At 66.7% G+C, this 17,102-nt stretch carries 17 protein-coding genes; 6 read left to right on the forward strand and 11 right to left on the reverse strand.

Features of this window, described 5'->3' with window-relative positions; all coding sequences use genetic code 11:
- Positions 1-230, reverse strand: a 230-nt coding sequence (locus tag A5777_RS24275) for a helix-turn-helix domain-containing protein (RefSeq protein ID WP_156529299.1), incomplete at its 3' end; no start/stop codon positions are given.
- A 256-nt stretch (positions 231-486) separates the two neighbouring features.
- On the opposite strand from A5777_RS24275, the gene A5777_RS15485 reads away from it, so the two are divergent.
- Together A5777_RS15485 and A5777_RS15490 are read left to right on the forward strand one after the other, a co-directional pair.
- Positions 487-1,479 carry an EamA family transporter gene (locus A5777_RS15485; RefSeq protein WP_064863316.1) on the forward strand — a complete coding sequence of 331 codons (993 nt, stop codon included), beginning with the start codon at positions 487-489 and terminating at the stop codon, positions 1,477-1,479.
- Positions 1,480-1,913: 434 nt separating this feature from the next.
- A complete protein-coding gene (locus A5777_RS15490; RefSeq protein ID WP_231895085.1) occupies positions 1,914-3,776 on the forward strand; it encodes a MinD/ParA family ATP-binding protein in 1,863 nt (620 codons plus the stop codon).
- A gap of 6 nt (positions 3,777-3,782) precedes the next feature.
- On the opposite strand, the gene A5777_RS15495 is transcribed toward A5777_RS15490, so the two are convergent.
- The gene (locus A5777_RS15495) at positions 3,783-4,187 is read right to left on the reverse strand and encodes a DUF732 domain-containing protein (RefSeq protein WP_231894644.1); all 405 of its coding nucleotides are present in this window, start codon (positions 4,185-4,187) and stop codon (positions 3,783-3,785) included.
- 73 nt (positions 4,188-4,260) lie between these two features.
- Positions 4,261-5,319, reverse strand: a complete 1,059-nt coding sequence (locus tag A5777_RS15500; protein WP_064863318.1) for an alpha/beta hydrolase — start codon at positions 5,317-5,319, stop codon at positions 4,261-4,263.
- A gap of 162 nt (positions 5,320-5,481) precedes the next feature.
- Between A5777_RS15500 and A5777_RS15505 the strand changes: the two genes are divergently transcribed.
- Together A5777_RS15505 and A5777_RS15510 are read left to right on the forward strand one after the other, a co-directional pair.
- Positions 5,482-6,804 carry a MurT ligase domain-containing protein gene (locus A5777_RS15505; RefSeq protein WP_064863319.1) on the forward strand — a complete coding sequence of 441 codons (1,323 nt, stop codon included), beginning with the start codon at positions 5,482-5,484 and terminating at the stop codon, positions 6,802-6,804.
- Positions 6,804-7,526: a type 1 glutamine amidotransferase gene (locus tag A5777_RS15510; RefSeq protein WP_064863320.1), complete on the forward strand. Its 723-nt coding sequence runs from the start codon at positions 6,804-6,806 to the stop codon at positions 7,524-7,526. Before A5777_RS15505 ends, A5777_RS15510 begins: the two co-directional genes overlap by 1 nt.
- A gap of 415 nt (positions 7,527-7,941) precedes the next feature.
- Here the strand turns inward: A5777_RS15510 and A5777_RS15515 are convergent, their stop codons facing one another.
- From A5777_RS15515 to A5777_RS15545, 7 genes are all read right to left on the reverse strand, one after another.
- On the reverse strand, positions 7,942-8,667 hold the full coding sequence (locus A5777_RS15515) for a uracil-DNA glycosylase (RefSeq protein ID WP_064863321.1): 726 nt from the start codon (positions 8,665-8,667) through the stop codon (positions 7,942-7,944).
- An 18-nt stretch (positions 8,668-8,685) separates the two neighbouring features.
- The gene (locus A5777_RS15520; RefSeq protein ID WP_064863327.1) at positions 8,686-9,237 is read right to left on the reverse strand and encodes a uridine kinase family protein; all 552 of its coding nucleotides are present in this window, start codon (positions 9,235-9,237) and stop codon (positions 8,686-8,688) included.
- A 34-nt stretch (positions 9,238-9,271) separates the two neighbouring features.
- Positions 9,272-9,883 (reverse strand): recombination mediator RecR, encoded by a 612-nt coding sequence (gene recR, locus A5777_RS15525; RefSeq protein WP_005171392.1) that lies wholly within the window; start codon positions 9,881-9,883, stop codon positions 9,272-9,274.
- 6 nt (positions 9,884-9,889) lie between these two features.
- Positions 9,890-10,258 carry a YbaB/EbfC family nucleoid-associated protein gene (locus A5777_RS15530; RefSeq protein WP_064863322.1) on the reverse strand — a complete coding sequence of 123 codons (369 nt, stop codon included), beginning with the start codon at positions 10,256-10,258 and terminating at the stop codon, positions 9,890-9,892.
- A 23-nt stretch (positions 10,259-10,281) separates the two neighbouring features.
- The gene (locus A5777_RS15535) at positions 10,282-10,653 is read right to left on the reverse strand and encodes a hypothetical protein (RefSeq protein ID WP_064863323.1); all 372 of its coding nucleotides are present in this window, start codon (positions 10,651-10,653) and stop codon (positions 10,282-10,284) included.
- Positions 10,654-10,793: 140 nt separating this feature from the next.
- On the reverse strand, positions 10,794-11,774 hold the full coding sequence (locus tag A5777_RS15540; protein ID WP_082933695.1) for a pseudouridine synthase: 981 nt from the start codon (positions 11,772-11,774) through the stop codon (positions 10,794-10,796).
- Between the two features lie 28 nt (positions 11,775-11,802).
- Positions 11,803-12,243: an SRPBCC family protein gene (locus A5777_RS15545; protein ID WP_005208034.1), complete on the reverse strand. Its 441-nt coding sequence runs from the start codon at positions 12,241-12,243 to the stop codon at positions 11,803-11,805.
- Between the two features lie 80 nt (positions 12,244-12,323).
- Between A5777_RS15545 and A5777_RS15550 the strand changes: the two genes are divergently transcribed.
- Together A5777_RS15550 and A5777_RS15555 are read left to right on the forward strand one after the other, a co-directional pair.
- A complete protein-coding gene (locus tag A5777_RS15550) occupies positions 12,324-13,715 on the forward strand; it encodes an FAD-binding oxidoreductase (RefSeq protein ID WP_064863324.1) in 1,392 nt (463 codons plus the stop codon).
- A complete protein-coding gene (locus A5777_RS15555; RefSeq protein WP_064863325.1) occupies positions 13,712-15,037 on the forward strand; it encodes a class I SAM-dependent methyltransferase in 1,326 nt (441 codons plus the stop codon). The genes A5777_RS15550 and A5777_RS15555 overlap by 4 nt, the downstream gene beginning before the upstream one ends.
- Before the next feature lie 39 nt (positions 15,038-15,076).
- Here the strand turns inward: A5777_RS15555 and A5777_RS15560 are convergent.
- On the reverse strand, positions 15,077-17,102 hold a 2,026-nt coding region (locus A5777_RS15560; protein ID WP_064863329.1), incomplete at its 5' end, for a DNA polymerase III subunit gamma/tau.

Genomic DNA, 17,102 nt, shown 5'->3' on the forward strand with positions numbered 1-17,102 from the left:
TCGCAGCGGTGCTCGACGAACCGGCCTCGCCAGCGCCGCACGGTACCTCGGTTGAGGCCGAGTCGTTGTGCCACTTCAGTATTCGACCCGCCATCAGCGGCAGCGAGAACGATTCGTGATCGCATCGCCAAACCCGAGGCCGTCGTTCGCCGACGCGCCCACCCTTCGAGCTCACGGCGCTCGTCATCGGTCAGAACAATATCCACTGCTCGCGGACCCCGGGTTGCCATTCCCCAGTCTATCAACCGAATGACAATTAATGACTCAGGACACTAGCCCAACGCCGACGGCACCGACTTCCGGTGCGGTCGGCGTTGTCGTGTCGGTGGGGTATCGGGTCGGTGGGGTTGCTCTGTGCCCTAGGCAATTCGTCTGGCGCCGCTGGCCGTCTGGGCGCCGCCCACATGGCTTTCGTGAAGCATTCCTACATCTTCTATGCACTTTATTTCGATTGTGCTTCACTACCGGAGCCCCGACCATGAGTACATGACAACGCGCGACCGCATGCTGGCACTGACCGTCGTCGTGCTGTGGGGTTTGAACTTCATCGCGATTCGTCTGGGCCTCGACCACTTCCCTCCGTTCTTCTTCGCCGCACTGCGGTTCGCGGTCATGGCCGTACCGGTGGTGTTGTTCGTGCGCTTCCCACGGATGCAGATCAAGTGGTTTCTGTTGTACGCGTTCGGATTCGGTGTCGGACAGTTCGCCTTTCTCTTCCTCGCGATGAACATCGGGATGCCGACAGGCCTCGCGTCGCTGGTGCTACAGACGTCGGCCCCGTTCACTGTGCTGCTCGGAGTCGTGTTCCTGCGGGAGCGACTCGTGCCGGCTCAAGTCGTCGGAATCGCAGTCGCAGTGGGCGGAATCGTTCTGATCGGGGTCGACCGCGCGGGCCACAGTTCGCTCGGCATCGGCATCGTCGTTCCGATCCTGCTCACCGTTCTGGCGGGACTGTCCTGGGCATTCGGCAACATCGGCAACCGCCTCGCCTTGCCCCCGAACTCCGGTGACGCACTGCGGATGACGCTGTGGATGTCGGTGGTGCCGCCGATCCCGCTGTACCTGCTGAGCCTCGCTGTCGACGGACCGTCGGCAGGTTTTCACGCCATGGCCACGCTCGGCTCGACCTCAGGCCTGATCGCGCTGGCCGGGTTGGCGTATGTGGTGCTGCTCGGAACCATCGCAGGGTCGGGTCTGTGGACGTCGCTGATGCAGCGCTATCCGGCCAGCCGAGTCGCGCCGATGTCGCTCTTGGTTCCCGTCGTCGGGATTACCGCTGCCTGGCTCTTCCTCGGCGAGCAACCGACCTATGTCGAGATCGGCGGAGCCGCGCTGGTGATCGCCGGATGCGCAGCAGGAGTACTCGCCGCGCCACGATCGCGGGCCCGCACCACACCCTCTCCCGTTTTCAGTCATCCGAGCATCGAACCCACCGCAAAAGCCCAGGTCGGCGCCGGCAGCGCCGCCGAAAATGACTGAAAACGGGTTACGGCACCAAGATCCCCACCCGAAAAGCTCGTCCCGACCTCGACTTACGTCGAGATCGGCGGAGCCGCGCTGGTCATCGCCGGATGCGCAGCAGGAGTACTCGCCGCCCCACGCTCGCGGGCCCGCACCACACCCTCTCCCGATTTCAGTCATCCGAGCATCGAACCCACCGCAAAAGCCCAGGTCGGCGCCAGCAGCGCCGCCGAAAATGACTGAAAACGGGTTACAACACCAAGCCGCCCATCGGAAACGCTCGTCGCGGTCGATGAGTCGCCATCGATTGACCATTTCTACTGTTCACGGAGTCGTCGGAGGGCGCCGCCACGACCTCTACTGTTAGACGCCCTAGTATTCAGGGGTCGAACCAGCAGCAGGGTTGGGCGCGATAGGCCCACCTGGGGACGCACGAGGGGATGATCAACGAGATGTCGCACGCCGAAGGTTCGCAGCCGTCACCGTGGCCGAAAGTGGATGGTCACGAGGACGACGAGGGCCGGATCGACACGTCGTTCGGTGCGGGCCAGCCCTCATCGGACGCTCCCCAACCGCCGCAACCCTCGCACGCACAGTTCACCCCGCCGCCCGTGGCGCAGGTCAACTGGTACACGGGCAGGTCGGGCGAGGCGCCGCAGACACCGGAGATCCCGGTCGCTCAGTACCTCCCGAACGATCAGCATCCCGCACCGCAGCCGCCAGCTGGCTATCCGGCCGATCCCCACCAGGCAGTTCCCGGCGCGGCCTACCCGCCTGCGCCTATGCAGCAACCAGGACCTCCCTGGCCTCACTACCCCGAGCCGAACTTCCCCGACCCCAATTACTACGGCGGCCCCTACGAGGGGGGACCGCAACAGCCGGGAATGCAACCAGGTGCCCAGTTCGCCGGAGCTCCCGGTGCCGCGAATCCGAATCAGCAACCGGCGACACCATTCTCGGCGCGCGGAGCCGGATGGCGGCGAGCACTGCGCACCGTGTCAGGCGGTCTGATCAATCTGGGCGAGAGCAAGTCGCAACAACAACTCGACGAGATGATCGCACGCATCCGTCGGCCGATCGCCGGCGATTTCCGTCTGGCAGTGCTCTCCCTCAAGGGTGGCGTCGGAAAGACCACGACGACAATCGGACTCGGCTCCGCGTTCGCATCGCTGCGCGGTGACCGGGTGATCGCGGTCGATGCAAACCCAGACTTCGGAACACTCGGCCGACGTGTCCCTCAGCAAACCGGTTCGACGGTGCGCTCCCTGCTGAACGACCCGAACGTCACGCGGTACGCCGACGTTCGGCGCCACACGTCCCAATCCGCGAGTCATCTGGAAGTGCTTGCATCCGAACGCGATCCGGCGATATCGGAATCCTTCAGCGCCGACGACTACCTCGACGTCATCGGAATCCTGGAGAACTACTACAACATCATCATGACCGACTGCGGTACCGGTCTCTTGCATTCGGCGATGGAGGGCGTCCTGAGTTCGGCAACCGCTATCGTCCTCGTCACGTCACCGGCCGTCGACGGCGCCGAAAGTGCCGCAGCCACACTGGATTGGCTCAACGCTCACGGCTATCAGCGACTGGTACAACAGGCCGTCGTGGTGATCTCAGCGTCGAAGCCGGGAGGTGCGCCGATCGATCTGGACATGCTGACCCAGCATTTCCTCGGTCGGACACGAGCGGTGCAGATCATCCCGTTCGATGACCATCTCGCGACCGGTGCGCAGATCGACCTCGATCACATGAACCGCGACACCCGCAATGCATTCCTGGAACTTGCTGCGACAGTGTCGGATTCATTCAATCCGGGAATGCCCGACGCTGGTGCCGGCATCCAGGGATTCCAAGGGCCGCTCGGCGCACCCGGGTTCCAAGGACCTCCGCCCGGATACCAGGGCCCGCCGCCCGGGTTCCAAGGACCTCCGCCCGGGTTCCAAGGACCTCCGCCCGGATTCCAGGGTCCGCCACCCGGGTACCAAGGACCTCAACCCGGGTTCCAGGGACCCCAATCTGGGTTCCAGGGGCCATCGCCCGAGTACCAAGCACCTACGCCCGGCTACCAGGGGCCGCCGGCCGGATACCAAGGTCCGCCGCCCGAGTACCAGGCACCTTCTGCGGGGCACGAAGCGCCTCCGGTCGGGTATCAGGGGCCGCCGCCGGGGTACCAGGGCACTCCGACGGGAGTACAGGGGTATCCGACCGGGCAGTCCGACACCCCGCCGCAGCCGTATCCTGCTGCGCCGCAAAGCCATTACGAACCAGCGGCACAGGAATCGATCCCCCCAGCCGACGAACGCTTCTGAGCGACTCTACGGCTGGGTGCCGCTGAGCTTTCCGAGCTCTTCGGGGCAGTAGCTCTGCGCCGCGAGGCCGAGGACCTGACCGGACTCGGCCTCGTTGAGTCCGTTCCCCACCTTGTGGATGGCGTCGAGAAGTCCGTCGCCCGCCTTGAGATTCGCGCACACCTGCTTGCCCGCCGTCACCGCGGCCGCGTCGTCGGGAAAGTGGATGTTGAGTTGTTTGAGCCCTTGCAGATAGAACTGATCACCTTGCTGCGGTAGCGCTTTCGCGGCGTCAGGTGTCGAGGAAGTCGACGTCGGCTGCGCCGAATCGCTGTCGCCACCGCCACATCCAGCAAGCCCGACAACCACCATGGCCATCGCCGGGACCATCATCGCCCTGATGATCGAGCGTCCACTTTTCGGCATCGTCATGCCACTCCCCCATGTGTAGAAAGGTCTGATCAAGCCCCGAACCGTCGACCACTCTACTGATGCGCGACGCCGATCAGCGCAGGGCGTCGGACACCACGTCGGTGAACCGCGAGATAGCTTGATCCGCAACGGAACTGAATGCCGCGATGCTGGCGAAACCGTGGATCAGCGGCCCCTCTCGCTGCAACGTGACAGGCACTCCAGCGGCACCGAGGGCATCGGCGTATGCGATCCCTTCGTCACGCAGGGGATCGAAGCCGGCGACCACGACGTGTGCGGGAGGTAGGCCTGAAAGGTCTTGTGCGAGTAGCGGAGAGACGCGCGGATCGGATCGCTGGGCAGGATCGGGCACGTAAGCGTCTGTGAAATCAGCGATGCGTTCGCCGGTCAAGAAGTAGCCCTTCGCGAACTCGCGGGCCGAACCGTATTCGATGACGGAATCAGTCTTGGGATAAATCAAGAGCTGCAGCATCGGAGTGATCGGCTCACCGCGGACCTCCTGCGCGACGACCGCTGCGAGATTGCCGCCAGCACTGTCGCCTGCCACGACGATCCGGTCGCTCGGGATACCCCAGCCCGGGGCGGCGTCGACCACACCACGCCAGGCGGCGAGAGCGTCGTCGACCGCTGCGGGGAAGGGGTTCTCCGGCGCGAGCCGATACTCGACGGAGACGACGTCGGCGCCGGTGTCGACGGCCAGCCTGCGCGCCAGCGGGTCGTGACTCCTGCGACTGCCCGTGGTGAACCCGCCGCCGTGGAAGAACAGGATCAACCCGCGGCTCTCGACGCCCGCGCGATAGCGCGTCACCGGAATCGGGCCTGCCGGGCCGTCGAACTCGAGGTCCTCCTCGACGGCCAGCACCGGGAGCTTCTCTGCGGTGAGCGCGGTGATCCGCGCCAGTCCGCTGCGGGCCTTGCCGATCGTCGGCCCGCCCATGTCGGCGTTCGGGAGGACTGCTGTTGCAGCCGCGGCGGCCAGCATCTCGACGCTGACGTGGTCGCCGTCTGCGTTGACCGGACACCACCGCGACACCGCACCGAACACCTGCGGTGGCACGTGGCCGATGACTCGCAACAGCGAACGGACGGGTCGTAGCGGCGGGGACAGCGTGGGGTTGGTGGCGCGGCTCACGGCCGCGAGACTACCCCGCGCAGGGGCGTGGTCTCGACAAGCTCGACCAGCGAGGGCGGCTCGACCAGCGGGGCGCAGCTCGACCAGCGAGGGCACAGCGCGACCCCGGCCGCGCGCTGCGCCCCGACGGCAGGCCGTGGGGCGCTGTGACAGACTCTCCCCATGCCCGACCGCGTCCCCGCTCCGGGTGGCTCGACCACCCGTGTCCCCGTTCGTACGTCGCTAGCCCTCGGAGCTGCGTCGGCTGCCCGCTGGGCGTCGCGCACCGCGGGGCGCGGCAAGGGATCGATGATCGGCGGCCTGGTCGCCGAGAAGATCGACCCGAACATCATGGGCCGTCTCGCCGCCGGAAAACGGACCGCGCTGATCACCGGGACGAACGGAAAGTCGACGACCACGCGCATGACCGCCGCGGCCCTGGCCGAACTCGGCGAGGTCGCCACCCAGGCCGACGGCGCCAACATGGACGCGGGCATCATCGCGACGCTCAGCTTGCAGCGGTCGGCGCCGGTCGCGGCACTCGAGGTCGACGAGTTGCACGTTCCTCATGTGAGCGACGCCGTCGACCCCGAAGTCGTGGTGATGCTCAACCTCTCACGCGACCAGCTCGACCGCGTCGGAGAGATCAACATGATCGAACGACGGCTCCGCGAGGGCCTCGCGCGACACCCCGATACGACGGTGATCGCCAATTGCGACGACGTCCTGATCACCTCGGCCGCGTTCGACGCTCCGAAGGTCGTCTGGGTTGCTGCGGGCGCGAGCTGGGTCGGCGACTCGGTGAGCTGCCCGCGCACCGGCGAGCCGATCGCGCGCACCTCGGGCGACCCCACCGACCCGTCGATCCAGAGCGGCGTCGACTGGTACTCGACGGGCGATCCGACGTTCCGTCGTCCGACACCCCAGTGGTGGGTCGACGACGAAAAGATCTATGGCCCTGACGGATTCGAGGCCCCCATGACGTTGAGCGTGCCCGGTCGCGCCAACCGTGGCAACGCCGCGCAGGCCGTTGCCGCTGCCGTCGCGATGGGTGCCGATCCCGCGAAGGCCGTTGCCGCCGTCAGCACCGTCGGTGAGGTGGCCGGACGCTACGGCATCCACCAGGTGGGCAACCATTCCGTGCGCACGCTGCTCGCAAAGAACCCCGCGGGGTGGCAGGAAGCGCTTTCGATGATCGATCAGGACGCCGACGGCCTGGTCATCGCCGTCAACGGTCAGGTCCCCGACGGCGAGGACCTCTCCTGGCTGTGGGACGTGCGGTTCGAGGCCTTCGAGACGATGCAGGTGGTCGCGGCTGGCGAACGCGCCGCCGACCTGTCGGTCCGACTGCTCTACGCCGGCGCCGAGCACACCACCATCCCCGACACCATGAAAGCCATCGCCTCGTGCCCGCCCGGACGCGTCGAGGTGCTGGCCAACTACACCGCGTTCCGCGATCTCGGCGTCGCAATCGAACGCGCCGAGCGCGCACGGAAGGGACAGTGATGAGTACTTCGACGCTGCGCATCGGCCTTGTTCTGCCCGACGTCATGGGAACCTACGGTGACGGCGGCAACGCGCTGATCCTCCGGCAGCGAGCACGTATGCGCGGCATCGACGCCGAGATCGTGCAGATCACCCTCGACGACGAGGTGCCCGACTCGCTCGACGTCTACACCCTCGGCGGCGCTGAAGACTACGCGCAGCGGCTCGCGACGCGGCATCTCACTCGGTACCCGGGTCTGCAGCGGGCCGCGGCCGCCGGACGTCCCGTGCTCGCCATCTGCGCCGCAATCCAGGTGCTCGGCCACTGGTACGAGACATCGGCAGGCGAACGCGTCGACGGCATCTCACTCTTCGACCTCACCACATCCCCGCAGGCCACACGCAGTATCGGCGAGGTGGTCACCGACCCGGTGATGCCAGGACTGACCGATCAGCTCACCGGATTCGAGAACCACCGCGGGGGCACAACGCTGGGGTCCGACGCCGCGCCGCTCGCGAAGGTCCGCCACGGTGTCGGCAATGGTGTCGGTGACGGGACCGAGGGTGTCGTGCAGGGCTCAGTACTCGGGACGTACATGCACGGTCCGGCGCTGGCTAGAAACCCGCAGCTCGCCGACCTGCTCCTGGCGCGCGCGATGGGCGTCGACTCGCTCGCGCCGCTGGAGCTTTCCGAAGTGGACCGGCTGCGCAGCGAACGGCTCGCCGCCGGGCGTCGAGGCTGAGCGCCTGACCCGCCAGCCGAGCGCTCACCCCGCCGGTCGAGCGCTCATCCCGCTGGTCGAGCGTGTCGAGACCACCCGCCGGTCGAGCGTGTCGAGACCACCCGCCGGTCGAGCGGCTTACTCCGTTGGTCGAGCCTGTCGAGACCACCACGCCCGCCGGAAACGCGAGCACTTCTCCGGCCCGCAGATGGCGCAGTCGGTGCCCGATCGGAAGTGCTCATGCGCTGTGCGGGGATGACCGCAGCGGCACGTCGGGTCGGGATCGCGCCCCGCGAGCCGTCGCATCTTCTCGCTCATGGACGCCGTCACTTCCGTTCTGCTGCACACCGCTACGACGCGGACACCGTTATCAGGCAGATCGTATCCACTCCATCGCCGGCTCCGATATGAAGGTTCACCTCAGCGGCTCGATCAGTCACGCGCCCGCGTCGTCGACCACAGGTAACCCCGCGTGGCGGCCGGCGGCGCGCAGGACCCCGCGCAGCATCGCGGGCGTCAGGCGTCCGGTGAACGTATTGTGTTGGCTCACGTGATAACTCGCGAAAAGCGTGAGTTCGCGGTCGCCGCGTCGAATTGCGGTCTGCGCACCGTGACCGAACTTCGGTCTTGGCCGCGCAACCTCCCACCCGAGACCGGCGAACCCGGTCAGCGCCGCTTGCCAACCGAACGCGCCGAGCACGAACACCGACCGCAAAGTCGGTGCGAGAAGGTCGATTTCGTTGTGTAGCCAGTGCGCGCACTGATCTCGCTCGGCCGGCGTCGGCTTGTTCTGCGGAGGCGCGCAATGCACGGGCGCGGTGATCCGCACACCGGTCAGTTCCAAGCCGTCGTCGATGGAGACCGCAGTCGGCTTGTTGGCGAGCCCTACGTCGTAGAGAGCACGGTAGAGCACGTCGCCACTCTGGTCCCCGGTGAACATTCGGCCTGTCCGGTTGGCGCCGTGCGCCGCGGGTGCCAGCCCGAGGATGAGCATGGCGGCGTCGGCCGGACCGAATCCGGGAATCGGCCTACCCCAATAGGTTTGATCGGCGAAGGCTGCACGCTTCTCACGGGCGACCAATTCACGCCAGGCAACAAGTCGCGGGCACACACGGCATTGGATCAGCGCCGCGTCGAGTGTCGCGATGCTGCGGTAGGCCATGAGCTCACGGTACGCGGGTCAATCCAACACCCGGCACCGCTCACGCGTGCGGTCGACGGCAAACCAGCCGCGCTCGAATTGCTGCCACATCGCCAGGTGTGCCCTCGACGATTCTCCGTCTCGTGCCACAGCGCGGTCGAGCCGCTCCTCGGGCGTACCGCCGTCGAGCCACAGTGAGTACGTCAACCGGTCGGCGATCCGACGCCGCGCCGCCGACACCCCTTCGATGATCAGCAGTGGCTCCCAGCGATACCAGACCCGCTTGCCGATCGTCGGCTCGCCGTCGACCCACTCACGTGGGCGATATCGGTAGTCGCGGCGTCGGACAAAGGCATGCAACACATCGGATTCCATCTCTGGCCACCACGCCACAGGATCGTCCCAGGTGGCGAAATCGTCGGTGCGGACGAGGACAACGCCGGTACCGCGGGCGTGAAGTTTGTCCACCAGGGTGTCGGCGACGGTCGTCTTGCCCGATCCGGACGGCCCGTCGATGGCGACGATCCCCGACACCATCTCCGCGGCCAGCTCGTCGAGTTGGGCATCGAGCTCAGGCGAGAGCGAGCCCATCGAGCGTGCACCGTCTCCCACCAGCGCGCTGGTGTCAGGCAAGGACCCGCCGCCCCGACAGCGCCCGGCCAAGGGTGAGCTCGTCGGCGAATTCCAGGTCGCCACCCATCGGCAGGCCCGAAGCCAGGCGAGTCACCGACAGCCCGGGGAAGTCTTTGAGCATGCGCAGGAGGTAAGTCGCGGTGGCCTCGCCCTCGGTGTTGGGGTCGGTGGCCACGATCACCTCGGTGACGTCGACGCCGTCCTCTTGGTTGGCCAGACGTCGGAGCAGTTCACGAATACGCAGCTGATCAGGCCCGATCCCCGACAGCGGATCGAGCGCCCCGCCGAGCACGTGATAGCGACCGTGGAACTCCTTGGTCCGCTCGATCGCGTGGACATCCTTGGGCTCCTCCACGACGCAGATCTTGGTGGCGTCGCGACGGGCGTCGGCGCAGATGCGGCACAGCCGCTCGGCCGAGACGTTGCCGCATTCGGCACAGAACGTGACGTCGTCGCGGACGTGGCCGAGGGCAGCGATGAGTCGGTCGATGTCGGACTTCTCACCGGCGAGCAGGTGGAAGGCGATGCGCTGCGCACCCTTGGGGCCGAGCCCTGGCTGTTTGGCCAGCTCGTCGATCAGATCCTGGATGGGGCCCTCGTACATGAATCCTCAGCCGAGGCCGGGAAGTCCGCCGCCGAGTCCGCCTGCGAGCGGTCCCATCTTCTGGCTCGTCAGCTCGTCGCGCTTGGACGCGAGATCCGACAGTGCGCCGAGGACCAGATCTTGCAGCGTCTCGACGTCGTCGGCGTCGACGACCTTGGGATCGATGGTCACCGCGGTGACCTCGCCGGTACCCGTTCCGGTCACGGTGACCAGCCCGTTGCCCGCCGAACCGGTGACCTCGGTTGCAGCGATCTCCTCCTGCGCCGCGAGCAACTTCTCCTGCATCTGCTGCGCCTGAGCGAGCAGACCCGCCATCGGATTCTCGCCGCCGTCACCGCCGCCGAACAGGGAACTGGGGTCAAAAGGTTGAGTCACGTTAACCAGGGTAGTCGGTGCGCTCACCGCAGCAGTCGCTCGACATGCTCGATGATCTCGTCGACACTCTCGTCACCGACCGGCGTGATCTGGAAGGAGAGCACGTTGTCGCCGAAAAGCCTGCCCGCCTTCGGGGTGAGAGCGAACTCGATCCGATCGTCGTCGACGCGACGCCACTCGACCACCCCGCCATAGACGGGCGCGCTGGCTCCCGTGGTGACGCAATAGCCCTCACGACCAGAGCTTCCACCGCCAGAGCTTCCACGGCCACCCGCTTCGGCGTCGACAACCAGGTCGCGCTGAATCTGGAAGCAGCCCATCGATTCGTCGTCGATGAAGACGACGGCCTCGCACCCGAGATCGGGATGTCGCTCGTAGGAGGCGTGGATGGTCACAAATCTCAGCCTAGCGGTGCATTCGCGGCCGATCGAGCCCGTGTCCGGCCGCTGCTACGTACACAACTCGTACCTGAGCGAGGGGCCGCGACAATAATTTCGATGGCCCCCGCTGACGTCATGATTGTGTACGCACTCGCTCACTCAGTCCGGATGGGCGCGTGTTCCGGCTGTCTATTGCTGACGAATCTGCGCGGTTCGCCGGTGAGCGGGTCATCGAACTCCAAGCTGTGCGCAAGTAGCCGCAGCGGCCGGGTGAAGTCGCCACGATCAGGCAACTCGGCCAGGTCGGGGCGTACGTCGGGGTACAGCGGATCGTCGACGATGGGCACCCCGAGCAACGCCATGTGCAGCCGGAGTTGGTGGGTGCGTCCGGTGTGCGGGCGCAGTCTGTAGAGGCCGTGGCCAGACCCGGCATCCTCGATCAGAGTGATCTCGCTGACCGCGTTGACCTCGCCGTCGACGACCAGAGCCCGCAGGTCACCGGCCGTCTTCTCGATGCGATTGCGCACGGTTGCCGGGGTGCGCAGCGCGTCGTCGAGCGGTGCCAGCGCACGGTATTCCTTGCGTGCGAGTCGTTGGGCGAACAGATCCTGATACGCCGCGCGAACCTGCGGGCGGGCCGTGAACAACAGCACCCCAGAGGTCAGGCGGTCGAGCCGGTGAGCAGGCGCGAGCGCGTCGTTGCCGAGTTCACGCCGCAGCCGCACCAACGCGGTCTGGGTGACGTGCCGCCCGCGCGGCATGGTCGCGAGGAACGGCGGTTTGTCGACGACGACGATGTTCTCGTCGCGGAACAGGATCGGCAGGTCGAAGGGGATCTCGATCTCGTCGGGCAGATCCCGATACAGGTAGTACGACGTATTGGCCCGGGCAGGAGCGTCGAGGTCGGCACGGTTGCCGCCTGCGTCGACGACGTCACCGGCGGCAGTCCGGCCCCGCAGGTCGTCGAGCGTCAGGTCGGCCAGCGACGGGCTGGCCAGCAGCGACTCCCCGACGGTCAGCTCCTCGCCGTGGCGCACCACGACGCGCGTCGCGTCGACGCCGTCGCGCACCGGCAGTGGCGAGGGCCGAGCGCGGCCGCGACGTCGTGGTGTCCGGGTATCGTCCTGCGGACTCATCGTGCGAACCGGTCCGCAGAGGTGGGGCCTACTTCTCGACCCGCGCCTTGAGATTCGCGAGCAGCTGAGCCTGGATCTTCGCGAGACCCTTGGGCGCGAACGTCTTCTCGAAGAAGCCGCCGATGCCGCTGGCGTTGGAGTTCCACGTGGTGGTCGTGGTGACCTTGGAACCGCTACCGGCCGGAGTGACCTTGTAGGTGGTCACCATCGACGAGTTCTCATCGCGTTCGGTGATGGTGTCCGGCACGACGCTGACGGTCGCCTTCACGTCGCGCTGACGCTTGGAGGTCGCCTGCAGAATCCAGTGCACCACCGTTCCGTCACCCTGGCCGCCGCTGATCACCTTGTAGTCGCGGTACTGCTCGGGAAGGATCGCCGGACGCGCGTCGACGTAGTCGGCGAGCACTCCGATCACCTGGTCGGGACTTGCGGCGATGTCGATCGTTTGACTGGCGGAAATCTCACCCACGACGGGCACTCCTTCATGGCAGATTGGCGGGCGTGCTGATCAGGTCCTAGGCTAGCCAAGTGACTTCTGGACGGTTGGAGATGGGGGCACAGGCTTTCGACGACGGGGTTGCCACCCTTCTGGCCAGCTATCGGGCGATTCCGCCAGGAGCAACGGTCCGTCTCGCGAAAAAGACGTCGAACCTGTTTCGTGCGCGCGCCAAGAATCCGCATCCCGGCCTCGATGTATCGGGTCTCGATCGGGTGATCTCCGTCGATCCTGTTGCCAAGACCGCCGACGTCGCGGGAATGTGCACATACGAGAATCTGGTCGCTGCAACGCTGCCGTACGGGCTGGCGCCGCTGGTGGTGCCACAGCTCAAGACCATCACCCTCGGCGGGGCGGTCACGGGTCTCGGCATCGAGAGCACCTCCTTCCGCAACGGCCTGCCGCACGAGTCGGTGCTCGAGATCGACATTCTGACCGGCGACGGCTCCATCGTCACCGCGACGCCGACCAACGAGAACTCCGACCTCTTCTTCGGTTTCCCCAATTCGTATGGGACGCTGGGGTATTCGGTTCGGCTGAAGATCGAGCTCGAAACAGTGCAGCCGTACGTTGCGTTGCGTCACATACGTTTTCACGATCTCGCGACACTGCAGTCGACGATGAACACCATCGCCGACGAGCGTACCTACGACGGCGAGCGCGTCGACTACCTCGACGGTGTGGTCTTCACCGCCGACGAGGCGTACCTGACCGTCGGCCGCCAAACCGACGAGGCCGGTCCGGTCAGCGATTACACGGGGATGGACATCTACTACCGGTCCATCCAGCACGCCTCGGGGATCAAGCGCGACCGCCTGACCATCCACGACTACCTCTGGCGCTGGGACACCGACTGGTTCTGGTGTTCACGAGCCTTCGGCGCCCAGAACCCCAGGATTCGACGGCTCTGGCCAAAGAAGTTGCTGCGCAGCAGCTTCTACTGGAAGTTGATCGGCTACGACCAGCGCTTCGACATCGCCGACAGGCTCAACAAGCGCAAGGGTTTGCCCGCCAATGAGCGGGTGGTGCAAGACATCGAGGTTCCGATCGAGAACACCACCGCGTACCTCGAGTGGTTCCTCGAGAACATTCCGATCGAGCCGGTGTGGTTGTGCCCGTTGCGTTTACGTGAGCCGGCACTACCGGTTGCCGACGCCGCGCGGCCGTGGCCGCTCTACCCGCTCGAGCCCAAGCGCACCTACGTCAACGTCGGGTTCTGGTCGGCGGTGCCGGTGACGCCCGGCGATCCCGGCCACGCCAACAAGCTCATCGAGCGCGAGGTGGCCGATCTCGACGGCCACAAGTCCCTGTATTCGGAATCCTTCTACTCCCCCGAAGAGTTCGACGAACTCTACGGTGGCGAACACTATCGACTCCTGAAGAAGCGGTACGACCCTCGCGGCCGGCTTCTCGACCTCTATGCGAAAGCGGTGAAACGGCAATGACGACGTTCCAGGACAACGTACCCGCATCCCCCCCGGAAGCCTCGCCGGGCAAGATGACGCTGGCGCAGATCTTCGAGTCGCTGGTCGGCGGCAATCTCAGCATCAGGATCACCGCGTACGACGGCAGCTCGGCAGGCCCCGCCGACGCCGAGTATGGGCTGAACCTCAAGAATTCACGTGGCACAACGTATCTCGTTACCGCCCCCGGCGACCTCGGACTTGCGCGCGCGTACGTGTCGGGCGACCTCGAGTTGATCGGTGCCCACCCCGGCGACCCCTACGAGGCGCTGCGCGCGCTCGCCGCCGACCTCGAGTTCAAGCGTCCGTCTCCCCTGACGTTGGCGAATGTGGCCCGCTCGCTGGGCATCGAGCATTTCAAGCCGATCGCGCCGCCACCCCAGGAAGCACTGCCACGCTGGCGACGCTTCGCAGAAGGATTGCGGCACAGCAAAACCCGCGACGCCGAGGTGATCCATCATCACTACGATGTGTCGAACACCTTCTACGAGTGGGTTCTCGGACCGTCGATGACCTACACCTGCGCCGTCTACCCCGACCTCGAGGCGTCGCTGGAGACGGCCCAGGAGAACAAGTACCGACTGATCTTCGACAAGCTGCGACTCAAGCCGGGCGACCGTCTCCTCGACATCGGTTGCGGCTGGGGCGGAATGGTACGCTACGCAGCGTCTCGCGGAGTCAAGGTACTCGGTGTCACGCTCTCCGCGGAGCAGGCCGAGTGGGCGCAGAAGAAGATCGTCGACGAGGGACTCAGCGACCTCGCCGAGGTGCGCTTCAGCGACTACCGCGACGTGACCGAGAGCGACTTCGACGCCGTCTCGTCGATCGGACTGACCGAGCACATCGGCGTCCACAACTATCCGGCGTACTTCTCGTTCATCCGCGACAAGCTGCGGGTCGGCGGAATGATGTTGAACCACTGCATCACTCGGCCCGACAACTTCAAGAACGCACGCGCCGGATCGTTCATCGACCGCTACGTCTTCCCCGACGGCGAGCTCACCGGCTCCGGCAAGATCATCTCGAAGATCCAGGACATCGGCGGACTCGAGGTGCTGCACGAGGAGAACTTCCGTCCGCACTACGCCATGACGCTGCGTGACTGGAACCGCAACCTCGTCGAGCACTGGGACGAGGCTGTCGAAGAGGTCACCGAGGGCACCGCGCGGCTATGGGGCCTGTACATGGCCGGATGCCGAATCGGCTTCGAGCGCAACATCGTTCAGCTTCACCACGTCCTGGCGACCAAGCTCGACGACTACGGCCAGAGCGATCTTCCACTACGCCCGTGGTGGGACGCATAGCGGCGACTCGGACCCGCTGGTAGCGGCGCGCGGTGCGCGCTACTCCAGCGGCCGGGCGCCCAGCTCGGTCTGTAGCAGTTCCATCGCGACCTTGTTCGGGTCGAAGCGACCCTCGGGAGCCGCGTTCTGCACCTCGGCGACCATCTCCGCACGCTCAGCGTCGGGGATGTCGTCGTCTTGGCGCGGCGGTTCAGGCTCCTCGGGCTCGGCCGGGGCCTCCGGTGCTGCGGCGGCGTCGGACTGCTCGCCCGAGCTGCCCCGAGCGCGGCTCGGACGCGAGAAGGTCTGAGCACGACGCTGCTGTCGATCCGGTTGTCCCGCTGCATTTTTCGTAGGCGCGGTCACGTCGACGACCTTGTGGATGGTCTGCACGTCGAGTTCGGTTCCGAAGACCTCGTGCAGCGCCTCGCGCATGATGTTGACCGCATGCGGCGCCGACAATCTGCCGACCAACACTTCAACGGGATGCGCCAGGATCACGACGTTGTCGCGGATCTCGTCGACGACGGCGTTCGACAGCATCGGTTCGAGACTCTTCGACCGCTCACGGACCGCAGCGCGGACTTCCTGGAAGCGCTTGCGCGCGGTCTCGACGTCGAGGCCGGCCTGCGGTTCGGGTTCTGGTTCTGGTTGCGGTTCGGGTTCGACGCTGCGTGGCGTGGACGGTCTGCCGTCGTCGGGGACGGGCGCGTCGTAGTCGTCGACGGGCTCGTCGGGTAGCGGGATGTCGTCGTCTGCGGCAACTACTGCGGCCGGTTCCGGTGTCGGGGCAGGTTCGGGCGTCGGTGGTGCGGCGGGCTTCGCAGGCGCCACCGGCATCGGGCGCGTGGGCTCGGCGGGCGTGGTGGTCTCGGCGGGGGTGGTCTCGACACGACCTCCGCTAGCGCTCCGGTCTGCTCGACCAGCGGTGGGATCGCCTGCGCTAGCGCTCCGGTCTGCTCGACCAGCGGAGGGATCGCCTGCGGGCGCGGCAGCGGAGGAATCGCCCGCAGGCGCGGCAGCAGGAGCATCGCCGCGCGTGGGATCGGGCGGGGTGGTCTCGACACGACCTCCGCTAGCGCTCCGATCCGCTCGACCAGCGGGGGGATCGCCTGCGCTGGCGCTCCGGTCTGCTCGACCAGCGGAGGAGACGTCTGCGGGCGCGGCAGCGGGGGAATCGCCTCCGCTGGCGCTCCGGTCTGCTCGACCAGCGGAGGAATCGCCTGCGCTAGCTGCCGGCGCAGCCTCCTCGCGCGCAGCGGGCGGCGCGACAACCTCGGCGGGAGCCGCGTCCGCTCGACCGGCGGCCGGCTCGTCCGGCTTGCGCTGCGAGGGGCGGACGTACTTGGGCGGGTCGACGGGCGGCGGGGCGGGGGCCGCGGTGGGAGCACCCTCGGCGCGCGCGGAAGGCGAGGGCGTTGCACCGCCGGCGTTCCCTCCGGCCGGAGCGACGCCTGACTCGAGTCGTTCGAGACGCTGGAGCAGCGCGGCGTCGGCGGCGGAGACCGATGGCAGCAGCATCCGCGCGCACATCACCTCGAGCAGCAGGCGCGGCGACGTGGTGCCGCGCATCTCGCCGAGCGCTTCGTGCACGATCTCGGCGAAGCGGGTGAGTCCGCCCGGTCCGAGATGCTCGATCTGACCTTGCATGCGCGCGAGTTGATCGCCAGGCGCTTCGACGAGTCCACGTTCGGCAGCGTCCGGAACTGCTTGCAGCAGAATGAGATCGCGCAACCGCTCGAGAAGGTCGACGGCGAAACGTCGAGGATCATGCCCGGCGTCGACGACCTTCTCGACCGTCGCGAACAGCGCTGCGCCGTCGGAGGCGGCAAGGGCGTCGATGGCGTCGTCGATGAGTGCGATGTCGGTGACGCCGAGCAGCGCGAGGGCGCGGTCGTAGGTGACGCCCTCGTCGGACGCACCCGCGAGTAGCTGGTCGAGGATCGACAGCGAGTCGCGGGGCGAGCCGCCGCCGGCGCGGATGACCAACGGGTAGACATCCGGTGCCACGACGACGCCCTCTTTGGCGCAGATGTTCTCGAGCAGCCCGCGCATGACCGGCGGCGCGAGGAGGCGGAACGGGTAG

Origin of the sequence: Gordonia sp. 852002-10350_SCH5691597 (assembly GCF_001665715.1) — a bacterium.
GTDB classification, from domain to species: Bacteria; Actinomycetota; Actinomycetes; order Mycobacteriales; family Mycobacteriaceae; genus Gordonia; species Gordonia sputi.

Coding starts and splice junctions, on each gene's coding strand:
- A5777_RS15485 (WP_064863316.1), top strand. CDS start 487: ATGACAACGCGCGACCGCATGCTGGCACTGACCGTCGTCGTGCTGTGG.
- A5777_RS15490 (WP_231895085.1), top strand. CDS start 1,914: ATGTCGCACGCCGAAGGTTCGCAGCCGTCACCGTGGCCGAAAGTGGAT.
- A5777_RS15495 (WP_231894644.1), bottom strand. CDS start 4,187: ATGACGATGCCGAAAAGTGGACGCTCGATCATCAGGGCGATGATGGTC.
- A5777_RS15505 (WP_064863319.1), top strand. CDS start 5,482: ATGCCCGACCGCGTCCCCGCTCCGGGTGGCTCGACCACCCGTGTCCCC.
- A5777_RS15510 (WP_064863320.1), top strand. CDS start 6,804: ATGAGTACTTCGACGCTGCGCATCGGCCTTGTTCTGCCCGACGTCATG.
- A5777_RS15515 (WP_064863321.1), bottom strand. CDS start 8,667: ATGGCCTACCGCAGCATCGCGACACTCGACGCGGCGCTGATCCAATGC.
- A5777_RS15520 (WP_064863327.1), bottom strand. CDS start 9,237: ATGGGCTCGCTCTCGCCTGAGCTCGATGCCCAACTCGACGAGCTGGCC.
- recR (WP_005171392.1), bottom strand. CDS start 9,883: ATGTACGAGGGCCCCATCCAGGATCTGATCGACGAGCTGGCCAAACAG.
- A5777_RS15540 (WP_082933695.1), bottom strand. CDS start 11,774: ATGAGTCCGCAGGACGATACCCGGACACCACGACGTCGCGGCCGCGCT.
- A5777_RS15550 (WP_064863324.1), top strand. CDS start 12,324: ATGGGGGCACAGGCTTTCGACGACGGGGTTGCCACCCTTCTGGCCAGC.
- A5777_RS15555 (WP_064863325.1), top strand. CDS start 13,712: ATGACGACGTTCCAGGACAACGTACCCGCATCCCCCCCGGAAGCCTCG.